Origin of the sequence: Pseudomonas sp. GM17 (assembly GCF_000282175.2) — a bacterium.
Taxonomy (GTDB): Bacteria; Pseudomonadota; Gammaproteobacteria; order Pseudomonadales; family Pseudomonadaceae; genus Aquipseudomonas; species Aquipseudomonas chlororaphis.
In genome coordinates this window covers 1,132,292-1,157,349 of sequence record NZ_CP124732.1, presented here as the reverse complement: position 1 = coordinate 1,157,349, position 25,058 = coordinate 1,132,292, and the positions used below count along the sequence as shown (strand labels likewise).

At 63.4% G+C, this 25,058-nt stretch carries 26 protein-coding genes and 1 tRNA gene; 15 read left to right on the top strand and 12 right to left on the bottom strand.

Translation table 11 applies throughout. The annotated features are described in order from the left end of the window. Window positions 1-12 precede the first annotated feature (12 nt). The 4 genes from PMI20_RS05210 (at window position 13) to ntrC (ending at window position 5,398) form a co-directional block, all read left to right on the top strand. Window positions 13-912, top strand: coding sequence for a LysR family transcriptional regulator (locus tag PMI20_RS05210; RefSeq protein ID WP_007929944.1), 900 nt, complete (start codon window positions 13-15; stop codon window positions 910-912). 196 nt (window positions 913-1,108) lie between these two features. Then, window positions 1,109-2,521 carry an MFS transporter gene (locus PMI20_RS05205; RefSeq protein ID WP_007929943.1) on the top strand — a complete coding sequence of 471 codons (1,413 nt, stop codon included), beginning with the start codon at window positions 1,109-1,111 and terminating at the stop codon, window positions 2,519-2,521. 358 nt (window positions 2,522-2,879) lie between these two features. Beyond that, window positions 2,880-3,965, top strand: a complete 1,086-nt coding sequence (gene glnL, locus PMI20_RS05200; protein WP_007929942.1) for a nitrogen regulation protein NR(II) — start codon at window positions 2,880-2,882, stop codon at window positions 3,963-3,965. Next, the gene (ntrC, locus tag PMI20_RS05195; protein ID WP_007929941.1) at window positions 3,962-5,398 is read left to right on the top strand and encodes a nitrogen regulation protein NR(I); all 1,437 of its coding nucleotides are present in this window, start codon (window positions 3,962-3,964) and stop codon (window positions 5,396-5,398) included. The genes glnL and ntrC overlap by 4 nt, the downstream gene beginning before the upstream one ends. Window positions 5,399-6,208: 810 nt before the next feature. Here ntrC and PMI20_RS05190 read toward each other — a convergent pair. Further along, a complete protein-coding gene (locus tag PMI20_RS05190; RefSeq protein WP_037035760.1) occupies window positions 6,209-6,649 on the bottom strand; it encodes a hypothetical protein in 441 nt (146 codons plus the stop codon). On the opposite strand from PMI20_RS05190, the gene trmL reads away from it, so the two are divergent. Further along, on the top strand, window positions 6,648-7,103 hold the full coding sequence (trmL, locus tag PMI20_RS05185) for a tRNA (uridine(34)/cytosine(34)/5-carboxymethylaminomethyluridine(34)-2'-O)-methyltransferase TrmL (protein WP_007930832.1): 456 nt from the start codon (window positions 6,648-6,650) through the stop codon (window positions 7,101-7,103). The genes PMI20_RS05190 and trmL overlap by 2 nt on opposite strands. A gap of 9 nt (window positions 7,104-7,112) precedes the next feature. Next, the gene (locus tag PMI20_RS05180) at window positions 7,113-7,262 is read left to right on the top strand and encodes a hypothetical protein (RefSeq protein ID WP_155500330.1); all 150 of its coding nucleotides are present in this window, start codon (window positions 7,113-7,115) and stop codon (window positions 7,260-7,262) included. Here the strand turns inward: PMI20_RS05180 and secB are convergent. Genes secB through PMI20_RS05165 form a run of 3 tightly spaced genes read right to left on the bottom strand, consistent with a single transcriptional unit; the run spans window position 7,256 to window position 8,464 of the window. Next, on the bottom strand, window positions 7,256-7,738 hold the full coding sequence (secB, locus tag PMI20_RS05175; protein WP_007930826.1) for a protein-export chaperone SecB: 483 nt from the start codon (window positions 7,736-7,738) through the stop codon (window positions 7,256-7,258). The genes PMI20_RS05180 and secB overlap by 7 nt on opposite strands. A 56-nt stretch (window positions 7,739-7,794) precedes the next feature. Beyond that, window positions 7,795-8,049: a glutaredoxin 3 gene (gene grxC / locus PMI20_RS05170; protein WP_007930824.1), complete on the bottom strand. Its 255-nt coding sequence runs from the start codon at window positions 8,047-8,049 to the stop codon at window positions 7,795-7,797. A gap of 1 nt (window position 8,050) precedes the next feature. Further along, window positions 8,051-8,464 (bottom strand): rhodanese-like domain-containing protein, encoded by a 414-nt coding sequence (locus tag PMI20_RS05165; protein WP_007930821.1) that lies wholly within the window; start codon window positions 8,462-8,464, stop codon window positions 8,051-8,053. Window positions 8,465-8,615: 151 nt separating this feature from the next. Here PMI20_RS05165 and gpmI point away from each other — a divergent pair, with 151 nt between their 5' ends. The 4 genes from gpmI (at window position 8,616) to PMI20_RS05145 (ending at window position 13,835) form a co-directional block, all read left to right on the top strand. Beyond that, window positions 8,616-10,145, top strand: coding sequence for a 2,3-bisphosphoglycerate-independent phosphoglycerate mutase (gene gpmI / locus PMI20_RS05160; RefSeq protein ID WP_007930819.1), 1,530 nt, complete (start codon window positions 8,616-8,618; stop codon window positions 10,143-10,145). Window positions 10,146-10,281: 136 nt separating this feature from the next. Continuing rightward, complete coding sequence (locus tag PMI20_RS05155) at window positions 10,282-11,568, top strand: murein hydrolase activator EnvC family protein (protein WP_007930818.1); 1,287 nt, start codon at window positions 10,282-10,284, stop codon at window positions 11,566-11,568. A 31-nt stretch (window positions 11,569-11,599) separates the two neighbouring features. After that, window positions 11,600-12,910: a S41 family peptidase gene (locus tag PMI20_RS05150; RefSeq protein ID WP_007930816.1), complete on the top strand. Its 1,311-nt coding sequence runs from the start codon at window positions 11,600-11,602 to the stop codon at window positions 12,908-12,910. A 166-nt stretch (window positions 12,911-13,076) separates the two neighbouring features. Further along, window positions 13,077-13,835, top strand: a complete 759-nt coding sequence (locus PMI20_RS05145; RefSeq protein WP_007930815.1) for a divergent polysaccharide deacetylase family protein — start codon at window positions 13,077-13,079, stop codon at window positions 13,833-13,835. Window positions 13,836-13,987: 152 nt separating this feature from the next. Here the strand turns inward: PMI20_RS05145 and PMI20_RS05140 are convergent, their stop codons facing one another. The 7 genes from PMI20_RS05140 to PMI20_RS05110 form a co-directional block, all read right to left on the bottom strand. Beyond that, window positions 13,988-14,743, bottom strand: a complete 756-nt coding sequence (locus PMI20_RS05140) for a substrate-binding periplasmic protein (RefSeq protein WP_037033848.1) — start codon at window positions 14,741-14,743, stop codon at window positions 13,988-13,990. Between the two features lie 63 nt (window positions 14,744-14,806). Then, window positions 14,807-15,577, bottom strand: a complete 771-nt coding sequence (gene hisF, locus PMI20_RS05135) for an imidazole glycerol phosphate synthase subunit HisF (protein ID WP_007921812.1) — start codon at window positions 15,575-15,577, stop codon at window positions 14,807-14,809. 9 nt (window positions 15,578-15,586) lie between these two features. Then, window positions 15,587-16,324, bottom strand: a complete 738-nt coding sequence (gene hisA, locus PMI20_RS05130; RefSeq protein WP_007921811.1) for a 1-(5-phosphoribosyl)-5-[(5-phosphoribosylamino)methylideneamino]imidazole-4-carboxamide isomerase — start codon at window positions 16,322-16,324, stop codon at window positions 15,587-15,589. Window positions 16,325-16,366: 42 nt separating this feature from the next. Next, entirely contained in the window at window positions 16,367-16,624 is a 258-nt protein-coding gene (locus tag PMI20_RS05125; RefSeq protein ID WP_007921810.1) for a DUF2164 domain-containing protein, read from the bottom strand. After that, window positions 16,625-17,263 (bottom strand): imidazole glycerol phosphate synthase subunit HisH, encoded by a 639-nt coding sequence (gene hisH / locus PMI20_RS05120; protein ID WP_007921808.1) that lies wholly within the window; start codon window positions 17,261-17,263, stop codon window positions 16,625-16,627. Continuing rightward, window positions 17,263-17,856 carry an imidazoleglycerol-phosphate dehydratase HisB gene (gene hisB / locus PMI20_RS05115; RefSeq protein WP_007921806.1) on the bottom strand — a complete coding sequence of 198 codons (594 nt, stop codon included), beginning with the start codon at window positions 17,854-17,856 and terminating at the stop codon, window positions 17,263-17,265. Before hisB ends, hisH begins: the two co-directional genes overlap by 1 nt. Window positions 17,857-18,189: 333 nt before the next feature. Then, window positions 18,190-19,851, bottom strand: coding sequence for an OFA family MFS transporter (locus tag PMI20_RS05110; protein WP_007921804.1), 1,662 nt, complete (start codon window positions 19,849-19,851; stop codon window positions 18,190-18,192). A gap of 378 nt (window positions 19,852-20,229) precedes the next feature. On the opposite strand from PMI20_RS05110, the gene PMI20_RS05105 reads away from it, so the two are divergent. The 5 genes from PMI20_RS05105 (at window position 20,230) to PMI20_RS05085 (ending at window position 24,449) form a co-directional block, all read left to right on the top strand. Beyond that, a complete protein-coding gene (locus PMI20_RS05105) occupies window positions 20,230-20,640 on the top strand; it encodes an acetyl-CoA sensor PanZ family protein (protein WP_007921802.1) in 411 nt (136 codons plus the stop codon). A 68-nt stretch (window positions 20,641-20,708) separates the two neighbouring features. Continuing rightward, window positions 20,709-22,937, top strand: a complete 2,229-nt coding sequence (locus PMI20_RS05100) for an AsmA family protein (protein WP_007921800.1) — start codon at window positions 20,709-20,711, stop codon at window positions 22,935-22,937. Next, window positions 22,934-24,001: an A/G-specific adenine glycosylase gene (gene mutY / locus PMI20_RS05095; protein WP_007921799.1), complete on the top strand. Its 1,068-nt coding sequence runs from the start codon at window positions 22,934-22,936 to the stop codon at window positions 23,999-24,001. Before PMI20_RS05100 ends, mutY begins: the two co-directional genes overlap by 4 nt. After that, window positions 23,998-24,270: an oxidative damage protection protein gene (locus PMI20_RS05090; protein ID WP_007921798.1), complete on the top strand. Its 273-nt coding sequence runs from the start codon at window positions 23,998-24,000 to the stop codon at window positions 24,268-24,270. Before mutY ends, PMI20_RS05090 begins: the two co-directional genes overlap by 4 nt. A 103-nt stretch (window positions 24,271-24,373) precedes the next feature. Further along, window positions 24,374-24,449, top strand: a tRNA-Phe gene (locus PMI20_RS05085). Window positions 24,450-24,537: 88 nt separating this feature from the next. Here the strand turns inward: PMI20_RS05085 and PMI20_RS05080 are convergent. Continuing rightward, window positions 24,538-24,996 carry a hypothetical protein gene (locus tag PMI20_RS05080; protein WP_007921797.1) on the bottom strand — a complete coding sequence of 153 codons (459 nt, stop codon included), beginning with the start codon at window positions 24,994-24,996 and terminating at the stop codon, window positions 24,538-24,540. Window positions 24,997-25,058 lie beyond the last annotated feature (62 nt).

Genomic DNA, 25,058 nt, shown 5'->3' with positions numbered 1-25,058 from the left:
GAGGACGTCAGCATGGATCTCAAACAGCTTCGTTACTTCGTCGCGGTCGCCGAAGAGCTGCATTTCGGCCGGGCCGCCGCTCGCCTGTTCATCTCTCAGCCGGCCCTGAGCTTCGACATCAAGAAGCTCGAGAGCCAGCTGGACGTGCAGTTGCTGAGCCGCAACAACAAGTCGGTGAGCCTGACCAACGCCGGCCAGGTGCTGCTCGACGAAGCCCGCTACCTGCTGCTGCGGGCCGAGCAGGCGCGGCGCCTGACCCTGCGTTCGGCCCAGGGTTTCGTCGGTCGGCTGAGCATCGGTTTCGTCAACTCGATCCTGCATCGCGGCCTGCCGCAGGCGGTGAGGACCTTCGAGCAGGATCATCCGGACACCGAGATCGTGCTGATGGAGATGAACAGCGCCGAGCAGGCCCAGGCGCTGCAGCGCGGGCAGATCGATATCGGCTTCGTGCACTGGAGCCACTTTCCCGAGAGCATCCGCGGCGAGCCGGTCCTCGCCGAGCCCTTCCTCTGCTGCATGCCCCAGGGCCACCGGCTGGCGGGCGAGTCGCGCATCGATCTGGCGGAGCTGGCCAACGACGACTTCATCCTGTTCCCACGCAATGTCTCGCCGCACTACCACGACCTGATCATCGCGCGCTGCGTGGCAGCCGGGTTCAGCCCGCGTATCCGCCACGAAACCCGGCTGTGGCAAACGGTGGTGGCGATGGTGGCGTATGAAATGGGCGTGGCCCTGGTCCCGCAGACCCTGGCCGGCACCTGGAAAGAGGGTGTGCATTACTGCGAAATCAGCGGCGACGGGGCGTTGTCCGAGGTCCACGCTATCCGCCATGCCGACAAACCGTCGGCCGCCGCGGAGAGTTTCCTGAGTGTCCTCAAGGCCCTGCAAAAGCCCGTGGCGCCGGGACTTTGAGGGCTGTCGACCATACGAAATCCCATATCACACAATAAGATTTAATCATTATTTTTTTCATTCCTGCCTGTATAGGCTCCGTGCCGTCGGACCTTGCAAGTACGTGATGCGCCCATTCGTGCAATGAGTATCCGGAGCCGTCGTCAGACGAACCTCCCGCGGCGCAAATAACAATAACAACATGCAGGAATTGAATATGAATGCCGCCCAGCACGCTGCCGCGCACAAGAAAGCCCGCAAGGCAGGAATCGCTTCGTTCATCGGCACCACCATCGAATGGTATGACTTCTACGCCTACGGAATCGCCGCCGCGCTGGTCTTCGGCAAGGTGTTCTTCCCCGCCGACTTGCCTGCGGGCACCGCCACCCTGCTGTCGTTTTTGACCCTCTGGGCCGGCTTCATCGCCCGCCCCATCGGCGGCATCATCTTCGGCCACCTGGGCGACAAGATCGGGCGCAAGACCACCCTGGTGATCACCCTGATCATGATGGGCGTGGCCACCACCTGCATCGGCCTGCTGCCGACCTACCTGCAGATCGGTATCTGGGCGCCGATTGCCCTGGTGGTGCTGCGCATCATCCAGGGCATCGCGGTGGGCGGCGAATGGGGCGGCGCCATCCTCATCGCCAGCGAAAGTGCGCCCAAGGGCAAAGGCATTCTGTATGCGGCCTTCGCCCAGCAGGGCTCGCCGGCTGGCAACCTGCTGGCAACCCTGGTGTTCTTCGGCCTCAGCGCCCTGCCCGCGCCGGACTTTTTGCTGTGGGGCTGGCGCATTCCGTTCCTGCTCTCGGCGGCACTGGTCCTGGTGGGCATGGTGATTCGCCTCAAGCTCGAAGAATCGGACGACATGAAGCGCCTGATCCAGCAGAAAAAGACCGTCAAGCTGCCGATCCTGGAGGTCCTGCGCAAACACTGGCAGATCGTGCTGCTGGGGGCCGGCGTACTGCCGATCATCCATGTCACCTACTTCAAGAGCACCTTTGCCCTGTCCTGGGCCACCAAGGAGCTGGGCTACAGCCAGAGCACCTTTCTCAGCGTGATCGTCATCGCCCTGGTGGTGCAGTTCATCACCCAGCCCCTGGGCGCGGTGCTGGTTTCCAGGATGGACATGCGCAAGGCCGTGGTGCTGATGCTGCTGCCGGAGTTCTTCCTGATGCCGGCGATGTTCTTCGCCGTGGAAACCGGCGTCTACTGGATCGCCGTGCTCGGCATGTGCCTGGCCACCGTGCCGCACTCGATGTTCTATGGCGCCGTCGGCGGCATCCTGGCCCGCGCCTTCCCGACCAGGGTGCGCTATAGCGGCCTGTCGATTTCCTACCAGCTCTGTTCCTTGCTGGTGGGCGGCGCCACGCCGGTCCTGGCCCAGGGCATTCTCAACAACACCGGGAGCATTCTCGGCGTGGCCATCGCCTCCGCTGGCTATGCCCTGGTGTCCCTGGTGTGCATGCTCCTGCTGCTCAAGCGCATCGGCCACAACGCCGCCGACCTGTCCACCGCCGAGCAGGCGGACGCCGACGAACTGGCCCGGGAACCCCGCGCCGCACCGCTGACCGAGGCACCCGCCACGCTACCACCGGGCATCGACAAGGACGCCCAGCCCGCCCACTGATCAGCCATCCGCCGCACACTTCCAGGCCCGCCAGCACGCGGGCCTTTTTGCGTGCGCGGCGAATTCTGGACCGGCGCGCGGCTAGCCATTCTTTAGCGCAGCCTCGGATAAATCGCACTATATTGGTGCATCAAGCTGCACCTGCACCCATCCGCAGCCCATTTTGGTTCGAAAGTACCCAGCGCAGCCGGCAAAGCGCTGCGAAACAGAACTTTAAACGTCTGTTTCAGGGCTCGAGCGCTTCTTTTCGGAGCCTTGGTTTGGTTTTTGCATTTTCTCGATACCAGCGCCTTGTTCGCGCGCGCAATCCTGGGCCGGCCCGGGATTGCCTTGTTTCAAAAGAGGTCAACATTTACCCATGACCATCAGCGATCAACTGCACCGCTTGCTACTCGACAACCTGACCACCGCGACCATCCTGCTCAACGCCGACCTGCGCCTTGAGTACATGAACCCGGCGGCGGAGATGTTGTTGGCCATCAGTGGCCAGCGCAGCCATGGGCAATTCATCAGCGAACTGTTCACCGAGTCGGCCGAAGCCCTGAGCTCCCTGCGCCAGGCGGTGGAACAGGCGCACCCGTTCACCAAGCGCGAAGCCATGCTCACCGCGCTGACCGGCCAGACCCTGACCGTGGACTACGCGGTGACGCCGATCCTGAGCAATGGCGACACCCTGCTATTGCTGGAAGTCCACCCCCGTGACCGCCTGCTGCGGATCACCAAGGAAGAGGCCCAGCTGTCCAAGCAGGAAACCAGCAAGATGCTGGTGCGCGGCCTGGCCCACGAGATCAAGAACCCCCTCGGTGGGATTCGCGGCGCCGCCCAGTTGCTGGCCCGCGAACTGCCGGACGAGAACCTCAAGGACTACACCAACGTCATCATCGAAGAGGCCGACCGCCTGCGGAATCTGGTGGACCGCATGCTCGGTTCCAACAAGCTGCCGTCGCTGGCCCTGTGCAACGTGCACGAAGTGCTGGAGCGCGTGAGCAGCCTGGTGGAAGCCGAAAGCCAGGGCTGCATCACCCTGGTGCGCGACTACGACCCGAGCATTCCCGATGTGTTGATCGACCGCGAACAGATGATCCAGGCGGTGCTCAACATCGTGCGCAACGCCATGCAGGCCATCAGCAGCCAGAACGAGCTGCGCCTGGGCCGCATCAGCCTGCGCACCCGCACCATGCGCCAGTTCACCATCGGCCACGTGCGCCACCGCCTGGTGACCAAGATCGAGATCATCGACAACGGCCCGGGGATCCCCGCGGAACTCCAGGAAACCATCTTCTTCCCCATGGTCAGCGGCCGTCCGGACGGTACCGGGCTGGGCCTGGCCATTACCCAGAACATCATCAGCCAGCACCAGGGCCTGATCGAGTGTGACAGCCATCCCGGCCACACCACGTTCTCGATCTTTCTGCCACTGGAACAAGGAGCCCCATCGACATGAGCCGTAGTGAAACCGTGTGGATCGTCGATGACGACCGTTCTATCCGTTGGGTTCTGGAGAAAGCCTTGCAACAGGAAGGCATGACCACCCAGAGCTTCGATAGCGCCGATGGTGTGATGAGTCGCCTGGCCCGCCAGCAACCGGACGTGATCATTTCCGACATCCGCATGCCCGGCGCCAGTGGCCTGGACCTGCTGGCGCGGATCCGCGAGCAGCACCCGCGCCTGCCGGTGATCATCATGACCGCGCACTCCGACCTGGACAGCGCTGTCGCCTCCTATCAGGGCGGCGCCTTCGAGTACCTGCCCAAGCCGTTCGATGTCGACGAAGCGGTGTCCCTGGTCAAGCGCGCCAACCAGCACGCCCAGGAGCAGCAGGGCCTGGAAGTGATCCCCGCGCTGGCCCGCACCCCGGAAATCATCGGTGAAGCGCCGGCGATGCAGGAGGTGTTCCGCGCCATCGGTCGCCTCAGCCACTCCAACATCACCGTGCTGATCAACGGTGAGTCCGGTACCGGTAAAGAGCTGGTGGCCCATGCCCTGCACCGCCACAGCCCGCGGGCGGCTTCGCCGTTCATCGCACTGAACATGGCGGCGATCCCCAAGGACCTGATGGAATCCGAGCTGTTCGGCCATGAAAAAGGCGCCTTCACCGGCGCGGCCAACCTGCGGCGCGGGCGCTTCGAACAGGCCGACGGCGGCACCCTGTTCCTCGACGAGATCGGCGACATGCCGGCCGACACCCAGACCCGCCTGCTGCGGGTGCTGGCCGACGGCGAGTTCTACCGGGTCGGCGGGCATACGCCGGTCAAGGTCGATGTGCGCATCATCGCCGCGACCCACCAGAACCTGGAAACCCTGGTGCACGCCGGCAAGTTCCGCGAGGACCTGTTCCACCGCCTGAACGTGATCCGCATCCATATCCCGCGCCTGTCGGACCGTCGCGAAGACATTCCGACCCTGGCCAAGCACTTCCTCAGCCGCGCCGCCCAGGAGCTGGCCGTCGAGCCCAAGCTGCTGAAAAGCGAGACCGAGGAATACCTGAAGAACCTGCCGTGGCCCGGCAACGTGCGCCAGCTGGAGAACACCTGCCGTTGGATCACCGTGATGGCTTCGGGTCGCGAGGTGCATATCAGCGACCTGCCGCCGGAACTGCTGAGCCTGCCCCAGGATTCGGCGCCGGTGACCAACTGGGAGCAGGCCCTGCGCCAGTGGGCCGACCAGGCCCTGGCACGCGGCCAGTCGAGCCTGCTGGACAGCGCGGTGCCGAGCTTCGAGCGGATCATGATCGAGACCGCCCTCAAGCACACCGCCGGCCGCCGCCGCGACGCCGCCGTGCTGCTGGGCTGGGGCCGCAACACCCTGACGCGCAAGATCAAGGAGTTGGGGATGAAGGTCGACGGCGGGGATGACGACGACAGCGACGAGGGCTGAGCCGCATAACCCCCTGTAGCCGCTGCCGCAGGCTGCGATAAGGCCGAAGGCCTTCAGCGATCTTGAGATCCTGCGCGCCCTTCGGTCGCGATCGCAGCCTTCGGCAGCGGCTACAGTGCAAGGCATTCGGGCTGTGCCGAATGACAGATCCAATCGCGGGCAAGCCTCGCTCCTACAGATGAAGGGGTTCTGTAGGAGCGAGGCTTGCCCGCGAAGCTTTTTGTGCACCGCAATGGTGAGCCTGCACTGCCCGAATGCGCGGCTGGACGTGGGACTTCCCCGTGGGCGATCTCGATTTTTCTCGCAAAAACATCTCCACACAACGGCGAAAGCCCCGTAAACCGGGGCTTTCAGATTTTCTTGAAAATTCGCTTAACCGTTTAAGCCGAAATTGGCACGCCCCCTGCAAAGACAAGATCATGAGTGCAGTCACTCACCCGTTTTGGGGACCTTGGTACAGGCAGGCCGAGAATCCCCTTCTTTACACCCGGAACCCATACCGCTCGCAGCGACGGGTTCCACCCGGTTTGGGGAACCCTGGTACAGGCAGGCCAGGGATTCCCTCTTTAACTCCCGGGCTCATTACGCTCACAGCGACGAGCCCCACCCGTTTCGGGAACCTTGGTACAGGCAGGCCGGGGATTCCCTCTTTACACCGGGCCCAGCGCAATCAGCGCGGCCCTCACGCTTTTGGGAACCTTGGTACAGGCAGGCCGGGGCTTCCCCTCTTTACACCGGGCCCGGCGCAATCAGCGCCCAGCCCTCACGCTTTTGGGGACCTTGGTACAGGCAGGCCGGGAATCCCCTCTTTTATTCCTCGCGCAGCCGGATCTCCAGGCGCCAGCGCCCGTCGACCTCGCTGCCCGACCACTCGGCGTGCAGCGCTCTTGCTGCGACCACGTTCAGCAGCAACCCTTCCTTAGCCGCCCGCACTCGCCAGTTGGCATCCTTGTCGTTGATCTTCAACTGGCCCTTTTGCACCCGCCCCTCGGCCTCGAACAACAGCGCCACGGACCCGTCGATGTGCTCGCCATGGACCTTGGGCTCGTTGTTGAACCACACCACCAGGGCATTGGGCTGGACCTGCACTTCCTGCAACTCGGTGGGGTCCGGGGTCGTCAGGCGACCGATCATCAACCCGACCATCACGCCAAGGATCGCCAGCGAGCCGAATACCCGCAGCATTAGCTTCGGCCGGACGTCCGCTTCAGGCGTAGAATGCGGCCTGTCTTTTTCTTCGGAGCCGTGCATGTTTCACGTCATCCTTTTTCAACCAGAAATTCCGCCGAATACCGGCAACGTAATCAGGCTGTGCGCCAATAGCGGCTGCCACCTGCATTTGATCGAACCGCTGGGTTTCGAAATGGACGACAAGCGCCTGCGCCGGGCCGGCCTCGACTACCACGAGTACGCCACCCTGCAGCGCCATGCCGACCTCGCCAGCTGTCTTGAAAGCCTAGGCCATCCGCGCCTGTTCGCCTTCACCACCAAGGGCTCGCGACCTTTCCACGACGCCAGCTTCGCCGAGGGCGATGCCTTCCTGTTCGGCCCGGAAAGCCGTGGCCTGCCCGCCGAGGTACTGGACGCCCTGCCCGCCGAACAACGCCTGCGCCTGCCCATGCGCGAAGGCTGCCGCAGCCTGAACCTGTCCAACACCGTGGCGGTGGCTGTCTACGAAGCCTGGCGCCAGCTGGGATTCAAGTAGGAGCGAAGCTTGCTCGCGATGAACGATAACGCAGTGCTTCAGACGTTTCGCGTCGGCCCCATCGCGGGCAAGCCTCGCTCCTACCCGAATGTTTCGCCCGAGCATGAAAAAAGCGCCTTTAACGGCGCTTTTTTCATGCTCGGGCAAAGCTCTTACTGAACGGTGCCTTCACCGGCCGCCTGCAGGCGTTGCAGCTCTTGCGCGTACAGCGCGTCGAAGTTCACCGGAGCCAGCATCAGGGCCGGGAACGAACCGCGGGTCACCAGGCTGTCCAGCGCTTCGCGAGCGTACGGGAACAGGATGTTCGGGCAGAACGCGCCCAGGGTGTGGCTCATCGAAGCGTCGTCCAGGTTCTTGATCAGGAAGATACCGGCCTGTTGCACTTCGGCGATGAACGCCACTTCGTCGCCGTTCTTCACGGTGACCGACAGGGTCAGCACGACTTCGTGGAAACCCTCTTCCAGCGCCTTCTGACGGGTGTTCAGGTCCAGGCCGACGCTCGGCTCCCACTGCTGGCGGAAGATCGCCGGGCTTTTCGGAGCTTCGAAAGACAGGTCACGCACATAGATACGCTGCAGCGAGAATTGCGGTGCGGATTCGTCTTCGGTCGCAGCGGTGTTCTGTTGGTCAGTCATCTCAGATCCTTCTTGATCTCGGGGTCATGTAGGGTTTGCTGAACTTGGGTGGTCAGTCAGGCCGCGAGCAGCGCGTCGAGCTTGCCGGCGCGCTCCAGGGCGAACAGATCGTCACAACCGCCCACATGGGTGCTGCCGATCCAGATCTGCGGCACGGACGTACGCCCGGCCTTCTGGGCCATTTCGGCGCGAACCTGCGGCTTGCCGTCGACCTTGATCTCTTCGAAGGCTACGCCTTTGTTCTCGAGCAGGTACTTGGCCCGCGAGCAGTAGGGGCAGTAATCGCTGGAATAGACGACGACGGCAGCCATATCACTTCACCAGCGGCAGGTTGTCGGCTTTCCAGCTGCCAACGCCGCCGGACAGCTTGGCGGCGGTGAAGCCGGATTTCATCAGCTCGCGAGCGTGGGTGCCGGCGTGCTGACCCAGGGCATCGACCAGAATGATGGTCTTGGCCTTGTGCTTTTCCAGCTCGCCCACGCGGGCGGCCAGTTTGTCTTGAGGGATGTTCAACGCGCCGACGATATGGCCCGCGGCGAAGTCCTTGGTCGGACGGATATCGATCACCACGCCCTGCTCGCTGTTCACCAGCGCGGTCAGTTCACGGGTGCTGAGGCTACGGCCGCCGCGGCTCAACTCGTGAGCGATCAACAGAGCCAGCAAGATGACGAAGGCGCCGACGAGCAAGTAGTGTTCAGTGGCGAATTGAATCAGGTGAGCAACCATCAAGGAGGTTCCAGGGCGTTAAAATGTCGGCCAGTATACACAGCCCTCCGGGTCGGCCAAACCCCGCCCGGCGGTGACGCCACCGGAACTTCGCTTTAAACTGCCACTCCCTTTTTCCAACATTCTCCCAATCCAGCCACGAGTGGAATCTATGACTACCACGCCTAAACCTTTGGTCCTGATGATTCTGGATGGCTTCGGTCACAGCGAGAGCCACGAATCCAACGCTATCTATGCAGCCAAGAAGCCGGTCCTCGACCGCCTGTGCGCCAGCGTGCCGAACGGCCTGATCTCGGGTTCGGGCATGGATGTCGGCCTGCCGGACGGCCAGATGGGCAACTCCGAAGTCGGCCACATGAACCTCGGTGCCGGCCGCGTGGTGTACCAGGATTTCACCCGTGTCACCAAAGCCATCCGCGATGGCGAGTTCTTCGAGAATCCGACCATTTGCGCCGCCGTGGATAAAGCCGTGGCCGCCGGCAAGGCCGTGCATATCCTCGGCCTGCTGTCCGATGGCGGCGTGCACAGCCACCAGGACCACCTGGTGGCCATGGCCGAACTGGCCTTCAAGCGTGGCGCCGAGAAGATCTACCTGCACGCCTTCCTCGACGGCCGCGACACCCCGCCGAAAAGCGCCACTTCGTCGATCGAACTGCTGGATGAAACCTTCAAGACCCTGGGCAAGGGCCGCATCGCCAGCCTGATCGGCCGCTACTTCGCCATGGACCGCGACAACCGCTGGGACCGCGTGGCCCAGGCCTACAACCTGATCGTCGACGGCAAGGGCGAATTCAACGCCGCCACCGCCCAGGAAGGCCTGCAGGCCGCCTACGAGCGTGGCGAGAGCGACGAATTCGTCAAGGCCACCACCCTCGGCGAGCCGGTGAAAGTCGAAGACGGCGACGCCGTGGTGTTCATGAACTTCCGCGCCGACCGCGCCCGCGAGCTGAGCCGGGTATTCGTCGAGGACGGTTTCAAGGAATTCGAGCGCGCCCGCCAGCCGAAACTGGCCGGTTTCGTCATGCTGACCCAATACGCGGCAAGCATTCCGGCCCCTTCGGCCTTTGCCCCGGGCAGCCTGGAAAACGTGCTGGGCGATTACCTGGCGAAAAACGGCAAGACCCAGCTGCGCATCGCCGAAACCGAAAAATACGCCCACGTGACCTTCTTCTTCTCCGGCGGCCGCGAAGAGCCGTTCCCGGGCGAAGAACGCATCCTGATCCCGTCGCCGAAAGTCGCCACCTACGACCTGCAGCCGGAGATGAGCGCGCCGGAAGTCACCGACCGGATCGTCGACGCCATCGAAAACCAGCGCTACGACGTGATCGTGGTCAACTACGCCAACGGCGACATGGTCGGCCACAGCGGCGTGTTCGACGCGGCAGTCAAGGCCGTCGAATGCCTGGACCTGTGCGTCGGCCGCATCGTCGATGCCCTGGAAAAGGTCGGCGGCGAAGCCCTGATCACCGCCGACCACGGCAACGTCGAGCAGATGTCCGACGCCTCCACCGGCCAGGCCCACACCGCCCACACCAGCGAGCCGGTGCCGTTCATCTATGTGGGCAAGCGCGACCTGAAAGTCCGTGAAGGCGGAGTCCTGGCCGACGTGGCGCCGACCATGCTGAAACTGCTGGGCCTGCCGCAGCCCGCGGAAATGACTGGCACTTCGATATTGGTCTGATATCAAAAAGACCGAATAATGGGCCGCAAACGGCTTTTTATGACGAACGCCTCAAAGCAGTTGGCTTTGAGGCGTTTTTTTTGCAGCGAGGGGCGGGCATACTAGGCCGTCCCTTTCCCTGGTGTCGCCCGCCTCTATGCTTCGCGCCCTGATTACCCTTGCTCTGATCTGCCTGCTCCAACCGGCCTTCGCCGACGAGCGCGCGCAAACCCAACAGCAGTTGGACGCCACGCGTCAGGATATTGCCGAGCTGAAAAAGCTGCTGGGCAAGCTGCAGGAAGAAAAGTCCGGCGTGCAGAAAGACCTGCGCGGCACCGAAACCGAGATGGGCAAGCTGGAAAAGCAGGTCGATGCCCTGCAGAAAGAGCTGAAGAAAAGCGAATCCGAGCTGCAGCGACTCGATGAGGAGAAAAAAAAACTCCAGAGCGCGCGCATTGAACAGCAACGACTGATCGCCATCCAGGCCCGCGCGGCCTACCAGAACGGCCGCCAGGAGTACCTCAAGCTGCTGCTCAACCAGCAGAACCCGGAAAAATTCGCCCGCACACTCACCTATTACGACTATCTGAGCCAGGCCCGCCTGGAGCAGCTGAAGAATTTCAACGAGACCCTGCGCCAGCTGGCCAATGTCGAAAAGGAAATCTCCCTGCAGCAAGCCCAGCTGCTGGTGCAGAAAAGCAGCCTCGACACCCAGCGTGAAGAACTCGACAAGGTCCGCAAGGAACGCCAGGTGGCCCTGGCCAAGCTCAATGACGACGTGAAGGCCCGTGGCGACAAGCTCAAGGCCCGCGAACAGGACCAGGCCGATCTGGGCAAGGTCCTGAAAACCATCGAGGAAACCCTGGCCCGCCAGGCCCGCGAGGCAGAGGAAGCGCGACAGAAAGCGCTGATCGCCCAGCAGGAAGCCGAAAAAAAGCGTTTGCGTGAGGCCCAGGCCAATGCCGACGAGAGCCCGAGCAAGCCGCCCCGAGCGACGCCCGGCCCCTTGGTTTCCAGCGCAGGCGCCTCCTATGGAGGCCCTTTTGCTTCATCCCGGGGAAAACTTCCATGGCCGGTTGATGGTCGACTGCTGGCGCGCTTTGGCGAAAGCCGCGGCGACGATGCCCGGACCAAGTGGGACGGGGTGATGATCAGCGCCTCGGCCGGCAGCCAGGTGCATGCCGTCCACGGCGGCCGCGTCGTGTTCGCCGACTGGTTGCGCGGCGCCGGCCTGCTGGTGATCCTCGACCATGGCAACGGCTACTTGAGCCTCTACGGACACAACCAGACGCTGCTTAAAGAAGCGGGCGATGTGGTCAAGGCCGGCGAGTCCATCTCCACTGTGGGTAGCAGTGGCGGACAGGGCGCGCCTGCACTGTACTTTGCTATTCGCCAGCAGGGTCGCCCAAGCGACCCGGCACAATGGTGCCGCGCGCAAGGATAAGCGCGCCATCTCATTCAGGAGTTCGTTCGACATGCTGCATTTGTCCCGCCTCACCTCGCTGGCCCTGACGATCGCTCTGGCGATCGGTGCGCCCCTGGCGTTCGCCGCCGAAACCGCTCAGTCGGCAGCCGCCACGACCACCAAGGCGCCATTGCCGCTCGAAGAGCTGCGCACCTTCGCCGAGGTCATGGACCGGATCAAGGCCGCCTATGTCGAACCCGTCGACGACAAGACCCTGCTGGAAAACGCCATCAAGGGCATGCTCAGCAACCTCGACCCGCATTCGGCCTACCTGGGCCCTGAAGACTTCGCCGAGCTGCAGGAAAGCACCAGCGGCGAGTTCGGCGGCCTGGGCATCGAAGTCGGCGCCGAGGACGGCATCATCAAGGTGGTGTCGCCGATCGACGACACCCCGGCGTCCAAGGCCGGCATCCAGGCCGGCGACCTGATCGTCAAGATCAATGGCCAGCCGACCCGCGGCCAGAGCATGACCGAAGCCGTGGACAAGATGCGCGGCAAGATCGGCCAGAAAATCACCCTGACTCTGGTCCGCGACGGCGGTGCGCCGTTCGACGTGACCCTGGCCCGCGCCACCATCCAGGTGAAGAGCGTGAAGAGCCAGCTGCTGGAGTCGGGCTACGGCTACATCCGCATCACCCAGTTCCAGGTCAAGACCGGCGAGGAAGTCTCCAAGGCCCTGGCCAAGCTGCGCAAGGACAATGGCAAGAAACTCAACGGCATCATCCTCGATTTGCGCAACAACCCGGGCGGCGTGCTGCAATCGGCGGTGGAAGTGGTCGACCACTTCATCACCAAGGGCCTGATCGTCTACACCAAGGGCCGCATCGCCAACTCCGAGCTGCGCTTCTCCGCCACCGGCAAGGACGAAAGCGAAGCGGTGCCGATGGTGGTACTGATCAACGGTGGCAGCGCCTCGGCTTCGGAGATCGTCGCCGGCGCCCTGCAGGACCAGAAACGCGCGGTGCTGATGGGCACCACCAGCTTCGGCAAGGGCTCGGTGCAAACCGTGCTGCCGCTGAACAACGACCGTGCGCTGAAGATCACCACCGCGCTGTACTTCACGCCGAACGGCCGTTCGATCCAGGCCCAGGGCATCGTGCCGGACATCGAGGTGCGCCGCGCCAAGATCACCAGCGAAGCGCAGGACAACGAGTACTTCAAGGAAGCCGACCTGCAAGGTCACCTGGGCAATGGCAACGGCGGCGCCGACAAGCCGACCGCTTCCGGCAGCAAGCCCAAGCCGATGCCACAGGACGACGACTACCAGTTGGCCCAGGCCCTCAGCCTGCTCAAGGGCCTGAGCATCACCCGCAGCAAGTGATGGAAGCCATCGCGAGCAAGCCCGCCGCCTCCTCTGCAGGAGCGAAGCTTGCTCGCGATAGCGCCCTGATGACCGCCACACCCCGCCAAGGCTTTACCCGAACCCTATGCTTCAAATCCCCATGATCAACCAACGCCAACCCCTCCCACGGTTGTCGTGGAGGCTCATGACCGGGCTTCTGTGCCTCCTCGCCTTCACCTCGACCCAGGCCGCCGAGCCCGCCCCGCGCAAGGCCTACCTAAGCCTGATCATCGACGACCTCGGGCAGAACCTGCCCCGCGATCGCCGCGTACTCGCCCTGCCCGGCCCGGTGACCACGGCGATCATGCCCGACACGCCCCACGCCGCCGAGTTCGCCCGCGAAGCCCATCGCGCCGGCAAGATCGTCATCCTGCACATGCCCATGGACCCGGCCACCGGGCCCTTCGCCTGGCACCCCGAGCTGCCCATCGAAGAGCTGGAAAAGCGCCTCAACGCCGCCTTCAAGGCCGTGCCCTACACCAGCGGCATCAACAACCACATGGGCAGCCGCATGACCTCCCAGCCCCAGGCCATGGCCTGGCTGATGGGCGAATTGCAGCGCCGCCACAAGTTCTTTGTCGACAGCCGCACCAGCGCCAAGACCGTGGCCGCCGCCGAGGCGCAGAAGATCGGCCTGGCCAGCGTGTCCCGAGATGTGTTCCTCGACGACGAACGCACCGAAGCGGCGATCGGCACCCAGTTGCAGACTGCGATCAACCTGGCACGCAAGCAGGGTTCGGCGGTGGTGATCGGCCATCCCTACCCGCAGACCCTGGCGGTGCTCGAACGCGAACTGCCCAAGCTCAAGGCCCAGGGTATCGACTGGATCGATATCAAGTTGATGATCAGCGTGCGCAGCAACAAGGCCATGGCCGGGCACGGCAAGGATGGGGTTTACCGGTGAGGCCAACATACCCTGTAGCCGCTGCCGCAGGCGGCGATCAGGCGCGTAGCGGCCGCTAATGCGGCCAGCACATAATCCTGGGTGACATGGAATATCGTTGGCGACGGCTGCGCCGTCGATCGCAGCCTGCGGCAGCGGCTACAGGGGAGCAATCAGAGATAACGCCCCATGATTTCTTCCACCACGCCTTCCTCGCGCAGTTGATCCAGCGCGGCCTGCAGCCGGGCGACGGTCTCGTCCGGGACTTCTTTGTTCAGCGCCAGGTACAACTGGGCGCTGTGGAAGCGCAGCACAGTCTTGAGCCCGGTCACACCTTCCTGCCTGGCCAGATAGCGCCCGGCGGGATCGCCAGTGGCCCATAGATCGATCTGGCCGCCAACCAGCTTCCTGGCGTTGTCCTGGTCCCTCAGCACCACCAGCGGCTTGAGTCCTTGCTTGGCCAGGGTCTCGGCAATGGCGTCGCCCTTGTAGGCGCCAATCCGGTATTTGCGCGCCTGCTCCAGAGATTGCAGGGCGATCTTGCTATCGCCCCGGGCCAGCATGATCCAGTCATCCGGGCCGATGGGGCCGACCCATTTGAACAGCGGCTCCCGGTCCGGCAGCCGCGCCATGACAAACACGCCATACCCCGGCTGCTCCAGGGCGAGCTTGTAGATGCGCTCCCAGGGAAAACGCAGGGTCAGGCTGTAATTGATCCCGGCACGCTTGAACATTTCGCGGACGATATCCACAGCGATGCCGTTGATATTCTCGCCCTGGGCGAAGTTCTTGCCGTTCTTGGCCATGTTGTAGGGGGGGAAGTTTTCCGTCAGCAGCACCAGGGAGGTGCCTGGCGTTTGCGCTGCGCGAGCGCCTGCGGCGAAGAGGACCGAAGCGCTGGCAAGAACAAGAAGAAGACGTTTGAACATGACGGGCTACCGGAATCCATGGCGTGCCCAAGAGTGCCGCGAGCCCGCCATGCTGTCCAGTGGCTACCGCACGACGATGCCGCGGTGCGCCATATAAGCCTTGGCTTCCGGAACCGTGTACTCGCCGAAGTGGAAGATACTTGCCGCCAGTACCGCGCTGGCGTGGCCTTCGAGGATGCCGTCGGCCAGGTGCTGCAGGTTGCCGACACCGCCCGAGGCGATCACCGGAATGCCCAGGGCATCGCTGATGGCGCGGGTCACACCCAGGTCGAAGCCATTCTTCATGCCGTCCTGGTCCATGCTGGTCAGCAGGATCTCGCCGGCACCCAGGCCTTCCATCTTCTTCGCCCACTCCACCGCGTCCAGCCCGGTAGGTTTGCGCCCGCCGTGGGTGAAGATCTCCCAGCGCGGAGTTTCGCCCGGCCCGGAAACCTTCTTCGCATCGATGGCGACGACGATGCACTGCGAGCCGAAATGCTGCGCCGCTTCGCCGACGAACTCGGGGTTGAACACCGCCGCGGTATTGATCGAGACCTTGTCCGCCCCGGCATTGAGCAGGTTGCGGATGTCCTGCACGGTGCGCACGCCACCGCCCACGGTCAGCGGGATGAATACCTGGCTGGCCATGCGCTCGACGGTATGCAGCGTGGTGTCGCGGCCATCGACGCTGGCGGTGATGTCGAGAAAGGTAATCTCGTCCGCGCCCTGCTCGTCGTAGCGACGGGCGATTTCCACCGGGTCGCCGGCATCGCGGATGTTCTCGAACTTGACGCCCTTGACCACCCGGCCGTTGTCCACGTCCAGGCAAGGGATGATGCGTTTAGCCAGCGCCATGGTGAGTCCTCAGCCTTGGTACGAATCGCAGAAGGCTTGCGCCTCGGCGACGTCGAGGGTGCCTTCGTAGATCGCGCGGCCGGTGATGGCGCCAATGATCCCCGGAGCCTTGGCGTCCAGCAGGGCCTTGATGTCGCCCAGGTTGTGGATACCGCCGGAAGCGATCACCGGGATCTTGGTGGCAGCGGCCAGGGCGGCGGTGAAGGGTACGTTGCAGCCCTGCATCATGCCGTCTTTGGCGATGTCGGTATAAACGATGGCGGACACGCCGTCGGCTTCGAAGCGCTTGGCCAGGTCGATGACCTGCACGCTGCTGACCTCGGCCCAGCCGTCGGTGGCGACGAAACCGTCCTTGGCGTCCAGGCCGACGATCACCTTACCCGGGAAGGCGCGGCAAGCTTCGGCGACGAACTCCGGCTCTTTCACCGCCTTGGTGCCGATGATCACGTAGCTCACGCCGGCCTTGACGTAGTGCTCGATGGTTTCCAGCGAGCGGATGCCGCCACCGATCTGGATCGGCAGGTTCGGGTAGCGCTTGGCGATGGCGGTGACCACTTCGCCGTTGACCGGCTGGCCTTCGAAGGCGCCGTTCAGGTCGACCAGATGCAGACGGCGGCAGCCGCCCTCCACCCACTTGGCAGCCATGCTCACCGGGTCATCGGAGAACACCGTGGAATCTTCCATGCGGCCCTGGCGCAGACGTACACAGGCACCGTCTTTAAGATCGATAGCGGGGATAATCAGCATCTGGCAAACCTTCAAATTCGATTGTTCAGCTTCACTCGGAAATCAGTTTTTCTCGAGCGCCCACAGGTCGCTTTCGATGCTTTCGAACCGCTCTTTGAGCTGGGCCTGCACATCGAAAATCGCCCTGTTGTAATAGTGCGGAGCAATTTCGCGGGTAAAGAGTTCAAGAATCTCGGCCGCCTCGAACGAGCCCAGGTCGAGCTCGAAGCGATCTTCCATGAAGCGCTGGATCTTGTGATTGGCCTCACTCTCCTGCTCGGGCGTGAGGGTCAGGATCGGCGCCTTCTTCTTGACCGCCATTTACCAGCGACCGTCCCACGCCGCGAAGTTCTGCAGCAATTGCAGGCCATGGGTATGGCTTTTCTCCGGGTGGAACTGCACGGCGAAGCGCGAGCCCTCGGCCAGTGCCGCGGCGAAATCGACGCCGTAGTGGCCGCTACCGACCACCTGCCGCGCGTTGCCGGCGGCGATGTAGTAGCTGTGCACGAAGTAGAAGCGCGCCAGGTCCGGGATGTTGTGCCACAGCGGATGGCTCACCGCCTGTTTCACTTCGTTCCAGCCCATGTGCGGGACTTTCAGGTGCTCGCCGTCCTCATGCAGGCCCTTGCCGAAGAACTTCACCTGGCCGGGGAACAGGCCGATGCAGTCGACGCCGTCGTTCTCTTCGCTGCGGTCGAGCAAGGCCTGCATGCCCACGCAGATGCCGAGGAACGGACGGTCCTGGCTGACTTCACGCACCAGCGCGTCGAAGCCCAGGCAACGGATCTCCGCCATGCAGTCGCGAATCGCGCCGACGCCGGGGAAGACCACCCGGTCGGCTTCGCGAATCACATTGGCATCGCTGGTGATCAGCACCTTGCCGGCGCCAACGTGCTCGAGGGCCTTGGCCACCGAGTGCAGGTTGCCCATGCCGTAATCGATAACCGCGACCGTCTGCATTACAGCACGCCCTTGGTCGAAGGCATCTGCCCGGCCATGCGGTCATCCAGCTCCACGGCCATGCGCAGCGCGCGGCCGAAAGCCTTGAACACGGTTTCGATCTGGTGGTGGGTGTTGTGCCCGCGCAGGTTGTCGATGTGCAGGGTGACGTTGGCGTGGTTGACGAAGCCCTGGAAGAATTCCTGGAACAGGTCGACATCGAAGCCGCCCACGGTGGCGCGGGTGTAAGGCACGTGCATCTGCAGGCCAGGGCGGCCGGAGAAGTCGATCACCACGCGCGACAGCGCTTCATCGAGCGGCACGTAGGCGTGGCCGTAGCGACGGATGCCCTTCTTGTCGCCGATGGCTTTGGTGAAGGCCTGGCCCAGGGTGATACCGACATCCTCCACGGTGTGGTGGTCGTCGATATGCAAGTCGCCTTTGCTTTCGATATCCAGGTCGATCAGCCCGTGACGGGCGATCTGGTCCAGCATGTGCTCAAGGAAGGGAACCCCGATATCGAATCGGGCCTTTCCGGTGCCATCCAGGTTGATCGAGGCTTTGATCTGGGTTTCCAGAGTGTCGCGCTCGACGGACGCCTTACGTTCGGCCATCACCAGCTCCGCAAAATCATTGGGCGAAAAAGGCGAACATTATAGGCCGGACGGCGGCTAAACAGGAACACGCAGGACAAGATCCTGACGGGCTGAAGCCAATAAAGCCGGGGCTGTACCTGTCATGACAAGCAATATGAAATCGATGGCCGCTACCGAAGCCTCCCGAAAGCCCACGACCGATCGCAAATCTTCTGTAGGAGCGAGGCTTGCCCGCGAACAGGATCGCGCGGTGCATCAGGTATACCCCCGCTATCGTTCGCTCATCGCGGGCAAGCCTCGCTCCTACAGAAAAAGATCGATGCGCCTGGCAGCAGTACCAGGCGCAATCACTTAGTGGAACAACACCGCGGTCTTCTGCAGGGTGACCCACACGCCCCACGCCAGCGGAATACCCACCACCAGCCAGGCGGCGACCGCCAGCGGCACGCTGCCGGACGAAGCTTTCCACTCCAGCACGGTGGTGCTGTCCGCGCCCTTGTCATGGCCCAGCGCCTGTTCGGCGGCCAGCTCGGCGTCGCTCATGAAGTACTTGTCGGCCACCGGGCGCACCAGCAGGTTGCACAGGAAACCCAGCACCAGCAGGCCGGCGAGGATGTACAGGGTGATGTCGTAGGCCGCGGCACGCTCGACACCGATGCTCAACTGGTATTCACGCAGGTAGTTCACCAGCACCGGCCCCAGTACGCCCGCCGCCGCCCAAGCGGTCAGCAGGCGGCCGTGGATCGCGCCCACCATCTGGGTGCCGAACAGGTCCGCCAGGTAGGCCGGAACCGTGGCGAAACCGCCGCCGTACATCGACAGGATGATGCAGAACGCCGCCACGAACAGCGCGACGTTGCCCAAGTGCCCGAGGTTCGGGATCAGCGCATACAGGGCAAAACCCAGGGCGAAGAACACGAAGTAGGTGTTCTTGCGCCCCAGGTAGTCGGAGAACGACGCCCAGAAGAAGCGACCACCGATGTTGAACAGGCTCAACAGACCGGTGAAGCCGGCGGCGATCGCGGCGATCGACGCCAGTTGCGCGGCATCCAGCTGACCGAAGGCCAGTTCATTGCCCAGCAGCTTGCCGGCGAAGACTTCCTGCAACAGCGGCGAAGCCATGCCGAGGATGCCGATACCCGCGGAAACGTTCAGGCACAGCACCAGCCATACCAGGCGGAACTGCGGAGTTTTCCAGGCCACATTCACATGCACGTGACGGTGGGTGATCATCGCGTTCGCGGCTTTTTTCGCCGGCGGGGTCCAGCCCTCGGGCTTCCAGCCGGTCGGCGGCACGCGGTACGACAGCGCGCCACCGATCATGAACACGAAGTAGATCGCCGCCATCACCAGGAAGCTCTGCCAGACGCCGACGCCGGTTGGCGAAGCGAAGTGGCTCATCAGTGCCGCCGCCAGCGGCGCACCGACCATCGCACCACCGCCGAAGCCCATGATCGCCATGCCGGTGGCCATGCCGCGCTTGTCCGGGAACCATTTGATCAGGGTCGACACCGGCGAGATGTAGCCCAGGCCCAGGCCGATACCGCCGATCACGCCGGAGCCGAGCCACATCAGCCAGATCTGGTGGGTATAGATACCCAGCGCCGAAATCAGCAGGCCGCCGCACCAGCACAGCGCCGATACCACACCGGCCTTGCGCGGGCCGGCGTGTTCCAGCCAGCCGCCCCAGATCGCCGCGGAGCAGCCGAGGAAAATGAAGAACAGGGTATAGATCCAGCCGAGCATCGAGATCGGCCAATCGCACTGGGACGAAAAGACCTGCGCGATAAAGCTCATGTCCGGGGCGCAGGCCACCGGGGCGGTCACGCCCAGGGCCTTGGACAGCGGCAACCAGAACACCGAGAAGCCGTAGGCCATGCCGATGCACAGGTGGATGGCCAGGGCGGCCGGTGGAACCAGCCAACGGTTGAAACCGGGCTTGGCGATGATGCGTTCTTTGGACAAGAACGCCGGCTGGGCGGCAATCGCGCCCGCCTCGGTGCTAGTGCTCATGAGTGTTTCCCCCAATTATTGGAATTATTCGCCGGCCACTCTCCACTCACGACCTTTGCACGCAGACGTGGCCGTTTTATCGAGTGAAGCTCCATAGAGTGCGACTTTTGGTCGCGGAAGGGCAGATGAACTGCGAGAGATTACCATTTGCTCGTGACAGAAAAAGCAAACTGCCATCACCTTTTCAGCGTCATCTGCTCCGCAAGACGGCAATAACGCTTCTGTAGGAGCCAGGCTTGCCGTCGATGGGTGTTATGCGGTGTGTCAGGCAGAACGCTTCGCGGGCAAGCCTCGCTCCTACAGAAGCCTGCCCCTCGCCAGCCCGCGCGCTGCTGTCGATAATGGCCAGCCATTCCTTCGCTCTGCACAGGATTCCCCATGCCCATCGTTGTCGAGTCGCTGAAACAAGCCAGCTATCAGGATCAACAGGACCTGCAGAAGATCTACCGCGACGCCCCGCCCTGGCTGTTCGCCCCGCAGCGCGACGATATGGAACTGATCGAGACCGCCCTGGGCGACGGCAGCCTGATCGCCGGGCGCTTCAACGACCGCCTGCTGGGCGCCGCCCGCCTGCAACGGCACCAAGACGTCTGGCACCTGTCCCAATTGTGTGTGCGCAAGATCACCCGGCGTCGCGGCGTGGCCGAGCGACTGGTGAGCGAAGCCCGGACAATGGCCGCCCGGCACGGCGCCACCTTGCGCCTGCTGGCCCCCGCCGGGCACCTCGAAGCCCAGGCGCTGGCGGCCAAGCTGCAGATACCGCTGGATGTGCTGCAAAGCGATCAGTGACCAGCGGCCAGGTCCGGGGCGTTATACTCCCCGGCTAAATTCGAATTCGACACTACAAGGACTCGCCCATGAAAGCGTTCGGCAAAATCCTGGGTCTGGTACTTCTCGGGCTGTTGCTGATCATCGTGGCTCTCGGCTTCGCCCTGACTCACCTGTTTGATCCCAACGACTACAAAGAAGAAATTCGCCAGATAGCCCGCGACAAGGCCCACATCGAGCTGACGCTCAATGGCGATATCGGCTGGAGCCTGTTCCCCTGGCTCGGCCTCGAACTGCATGAAGCCGGGGTCGCCACCCTGGCCAACCCGACCCAGCCGTTCGCCGATTTGCAGATGCTCGGCTTGTCGGTCCGCGTGCTGCCGTTGCTGCGCCGCGAAGTGCAGATGAGCGATGTGCGTGTCGAAGGCCTGAACCTGCGCCTGACCCGCAACAAGGATGGCCACGGCAACTGGGAAGACATCGGCAAGGTCGCCCCCGCCGACAAGCAGGCCGCAACCCCGGCCACCAGCACCGGCGAAACCACGACCACGACCCCGGCCACCACGGAAAAACCGGCGCAGCCGATCCGCCTGGATATCGACAGCCTGACCGTGAACAACGCCCGGGTGGAATACAACGACGAACAGAGCGGCAAGCAGTTCACCGCCGAAAGCATCCAACTGAGCACCGGCCCGATCCACGAAGCGACCAATACCCCGGTCAAGCTCACCGCCTTCCTCGCCAGCACCCAGCCGGTCGTGCGCGTGCGCACCGAGTTGAAGGGCGAGCTGCGCTTCGACCGCGTCCTCAAGCGCTACCAGTTCGAAGACATGAAACTGTCCGGCGAAGCCGCCGGCGATCCGCTGCAAGGCAAGACCCTGACCTTCGCCGCCCAGGGCCAGCTGCTGCTGGACAAGGCCGCCAACGTCGCCGAATGGAACAGCCTGAAGCTCTCGCTCAACCAGCTGCGCGCCATCGGCGAGCTCAAGGTCAACGACCTGGACAAGACCCCGCAGCTCAACGGCGGCATTTCCATCGCCCAGTTCGACCTGGCCAAGTTCGTCGACAGCATCGGCCAGACCCTGCCGGCCATGGCCGAAGGCAGCCTGAGCAAAGTCGAGCTGGTCAGCCGCCTGTCCGCCACGCCGAACAGCATCGCCCTGGAAAACATCAACCTGAAACTCGACGACAGCAGCTTCAGCGGCCGCCTGGCGGTCGAAGACCTGGCCAAGCAATCGCTGCGCGCCCAGCTCAAGGCCGACACCTTCGACGTCGACCGCTACCTGCCGCCGAAATCCGCCGAAGCCAACAGCGCCGCGGTGGCACGCAAGGCCGAAGTGCAGAGCAGCGAAGCCAGCGCCGTCGCCGGGGCCGGCAACTCGCCGCTGCCGGACGCGCCGACCAAGGGCGCCTGGAGCACCGAGCGCCTGCTGCCGGTGGAACGCCTGAGCAAGCTGGATGTGGACGCCGACCTGAGCTTCGGCCAGTTGACCCTGGACAAGCTGTCGATCCAGAACGCCACGCTCAAGGCCAACGGCCAGGGCGGCCTGCTGAAACTCGAAGGCCTGCGCGGCGAGCTGTACAACGGCAGCTTCGAAGCCAACGGCAACCTCGACGTGCGCCAGCCAACGCCACAGTTGAGCCTGCAGACCAGGATCAACCGGGTACCGGTGGAACGCATCCTGGAAAGCCAGGGGCAGACCCCGCCGGTCAAGGGCCTGGTGACCCTCGACAGCAACCTGACCAGCAGCGGCAACAGCCAGAAAGCGCTGGTCGATAGCCTCAACGGCAACGCCAGCTTCGTCGTCAACAACGGCGTGCTGCTCAATGCCAACCTCGAACAGCAAGTGTGCCAGGGCATCGCCACGCTGAACCGCAAGACCTTGAGCAGCGAGCCGCGGGGCAAGGACACACCCTTCCAGGAACTCAAGGGCAACCTGACCCTGCGCAACGGCGTGGCCAGCAACCCGGACCTGAAAGTGCGCATCCCGGGCATGAGCGTCAAAGGCAATGGCGACATCGACCTGCGCGTACTGGGCATGGATTACCGCGTCGGCATCGTCGTCGAAGGCGACAAGAGCGACGTGCCGGACCCGGCCTGCCAGGTCGGCGAGCGTTTTGTCGGCATCGAACTGCCGCTGCGCTGCCGCGGCCCGCTGGAACTGGGCGCCAAGGCCTGCCGCCTGGACCGCGACGGCCTGGGCCAGGTCGCGGCCAAGCTGGCCGGCGATCGCCTCAGCGAAAAACTCGATGAGAAGCTGGGCGACAAGGTCAGCCCGGAACTGAAAAACGCGCTCAAAGGGCTGTTCAAACGATGAGGGCCGAGCAGTTCGCACCGGCGGTACTGGACTGGTACGACCGCCATGGCCGCCATGACCTGCCCTGGCAGCAAGAGATCAACCCGTATCGGGTATGGGTCTCGGAAATCATGTTGCAGCAGACTCAGGTCAGCACCGTGCTCAACTACTTCGACCGGTTCATGGCCTCGCTGCCGACGGTCCAGGCCCTGGCCGCCGCGCCGGAAGACGAAGTGCTGCACCTGTGGACCGGCCTGGGTTACTACACCCGCGCGCGCAACCTGCAAAAGACCGCGAAGATCGTGGTCGCCGAGTATGGCGGCGAGTTTCCCCGCGACGTGGAAAAACTCACCGAGTTGCCGGGCATCGGCCTGTCCACCGCCGGCGCCATCGCCAGCATCAGCATGGGCCTGCGCGCGCCGATCCTCGACGGTAACGTCAAGCGGGTGCTGGCGCGCTTTACCGCACAGGAGGGCTACCCGGGCGAGCCCAAGGTGGCCAAGCAGCTGTGGGCCGCGGCCGAGCGCTTCACCCCGCAGACCCGGGTGAACCATTACACCCAAGCGATGATGGACCTGGGTGCCACCCTCTGCACCCGGAGCAAACCCAGCTGCCTGCTGTGCCCCCTGGAGAGAGGCTGCGAAGCGCACATGCTGGGCCTGGAAACCCGCTACCCGATTCCCAAGCCACGCAAGACGGTCCCGCAGAAACGCACGCTGATGCCGATGCTGGCCAACCACGAAGGCGCCATCCTGCTGTACCGCCGGCCTTCCAGCGGCCTGTGGGGCGGTTTGTGGAGCCTGCCGGAGCTGGACGACCTGGCGGACCTGCAACACCTAGCTTCGCAGCACTCGCTGGAGCTGGGCAAGCAACAGGAAATGCCCGGGCTGGTGCATACCTTCAGTCACTTCCAGCTGGCCATCGAGCCCTGGCTGGTGCAGGTCCAGGCATCCACCCATCACGTGGCCGAGGCCGACTGGCTCTGGTATAACCTCGCCACCCCGCCGCGCCTGGGCCTTGCCGCCCCGGTGAAAAAGCTGCTCAAACGCGCGGCCGACGTATTGAACGCAGGAGAGTTGCAATGACCCGCACCGTAATGTGCCGCAAGTACAAAGAACAATTGCCGGGCCTGGAGCGTCCTCCGTACCCGGGTGCCAAGGGCCAGGAGATTTTCGAGCACGTGTCGGCCAAGGCCTGGGCCGACTGGCAGAAACACCAGACCCTGCTGATCAACGAAAAACGCCTGAACATGATGAACGCCGAAGACCGCAAATACCTGCAGGGCGAGATGGACAAGTTCTTCTCCGGCGAGGAATACGCCAAGGCCGACGGCTACGTGCCGCCGTCCGAGTAATTGCACTCAAATCGGGGCGGGAACGTAAGCGGCGGTAATAATTAAACTTTTTTTCAAAACTTGCTTGACGCCCCCCCGAAAAACCCGTTTAATGCGCCCCGTTGCCCAGATAGCTCAGTCGGTAGAGCAGGGGATTGAAAATCCCCGTGTCGGCGGTTCGATTCCGTCTCTGGGCACCACTAATACCGAAACCCCTGAATCGCAAGATTCAGGGGTTTTTTATTGCCTGCGATTTGATGCGCCTGTTTTCAGCATTGCAGCCTTCACTCAATAACCTTCATTCCAATGCAGGTTGAGGTCGCGAATGCCCGCCACTTTCATATCCACCGCGCTGCGCTCGGTACGCCCGCCACGGGTGGCGACAACCTGGTACTTGCCGGCCGGCAGTTGCACAAAGACGATGGGGCCCACCTGATTCAGGGTCAGGACCGGCTGCCCTTGCGGATTCTGGATCGCCAGGTCGACATCCGAGGTGTATTTGTTTTCCGGGCCGACGGAAAAGGTCATGTGCAGGTTGTACCCCTTGGTCTGCAAGAGCGTCCGCGATTCGTCCAGGCCGATACCGCCGGACAGATAGGTAATGCCGTTCTGCTGTTGAGGTTCCAGCTGCACGCCCGCCGGGTCGATGGGTTCGTTGCTGGGGGTGGCGGACTGTACGCTGAACGGCGCGAGTGACAGGAACGCCGCGAGAACGCCTGTTACGACACACAAGTAAAAGGACTTCATGATGAGCACTCCCGGGTTCGTCTCGAACCACTGAATGGGAAACGCCACCGCCAAGAGCCCAG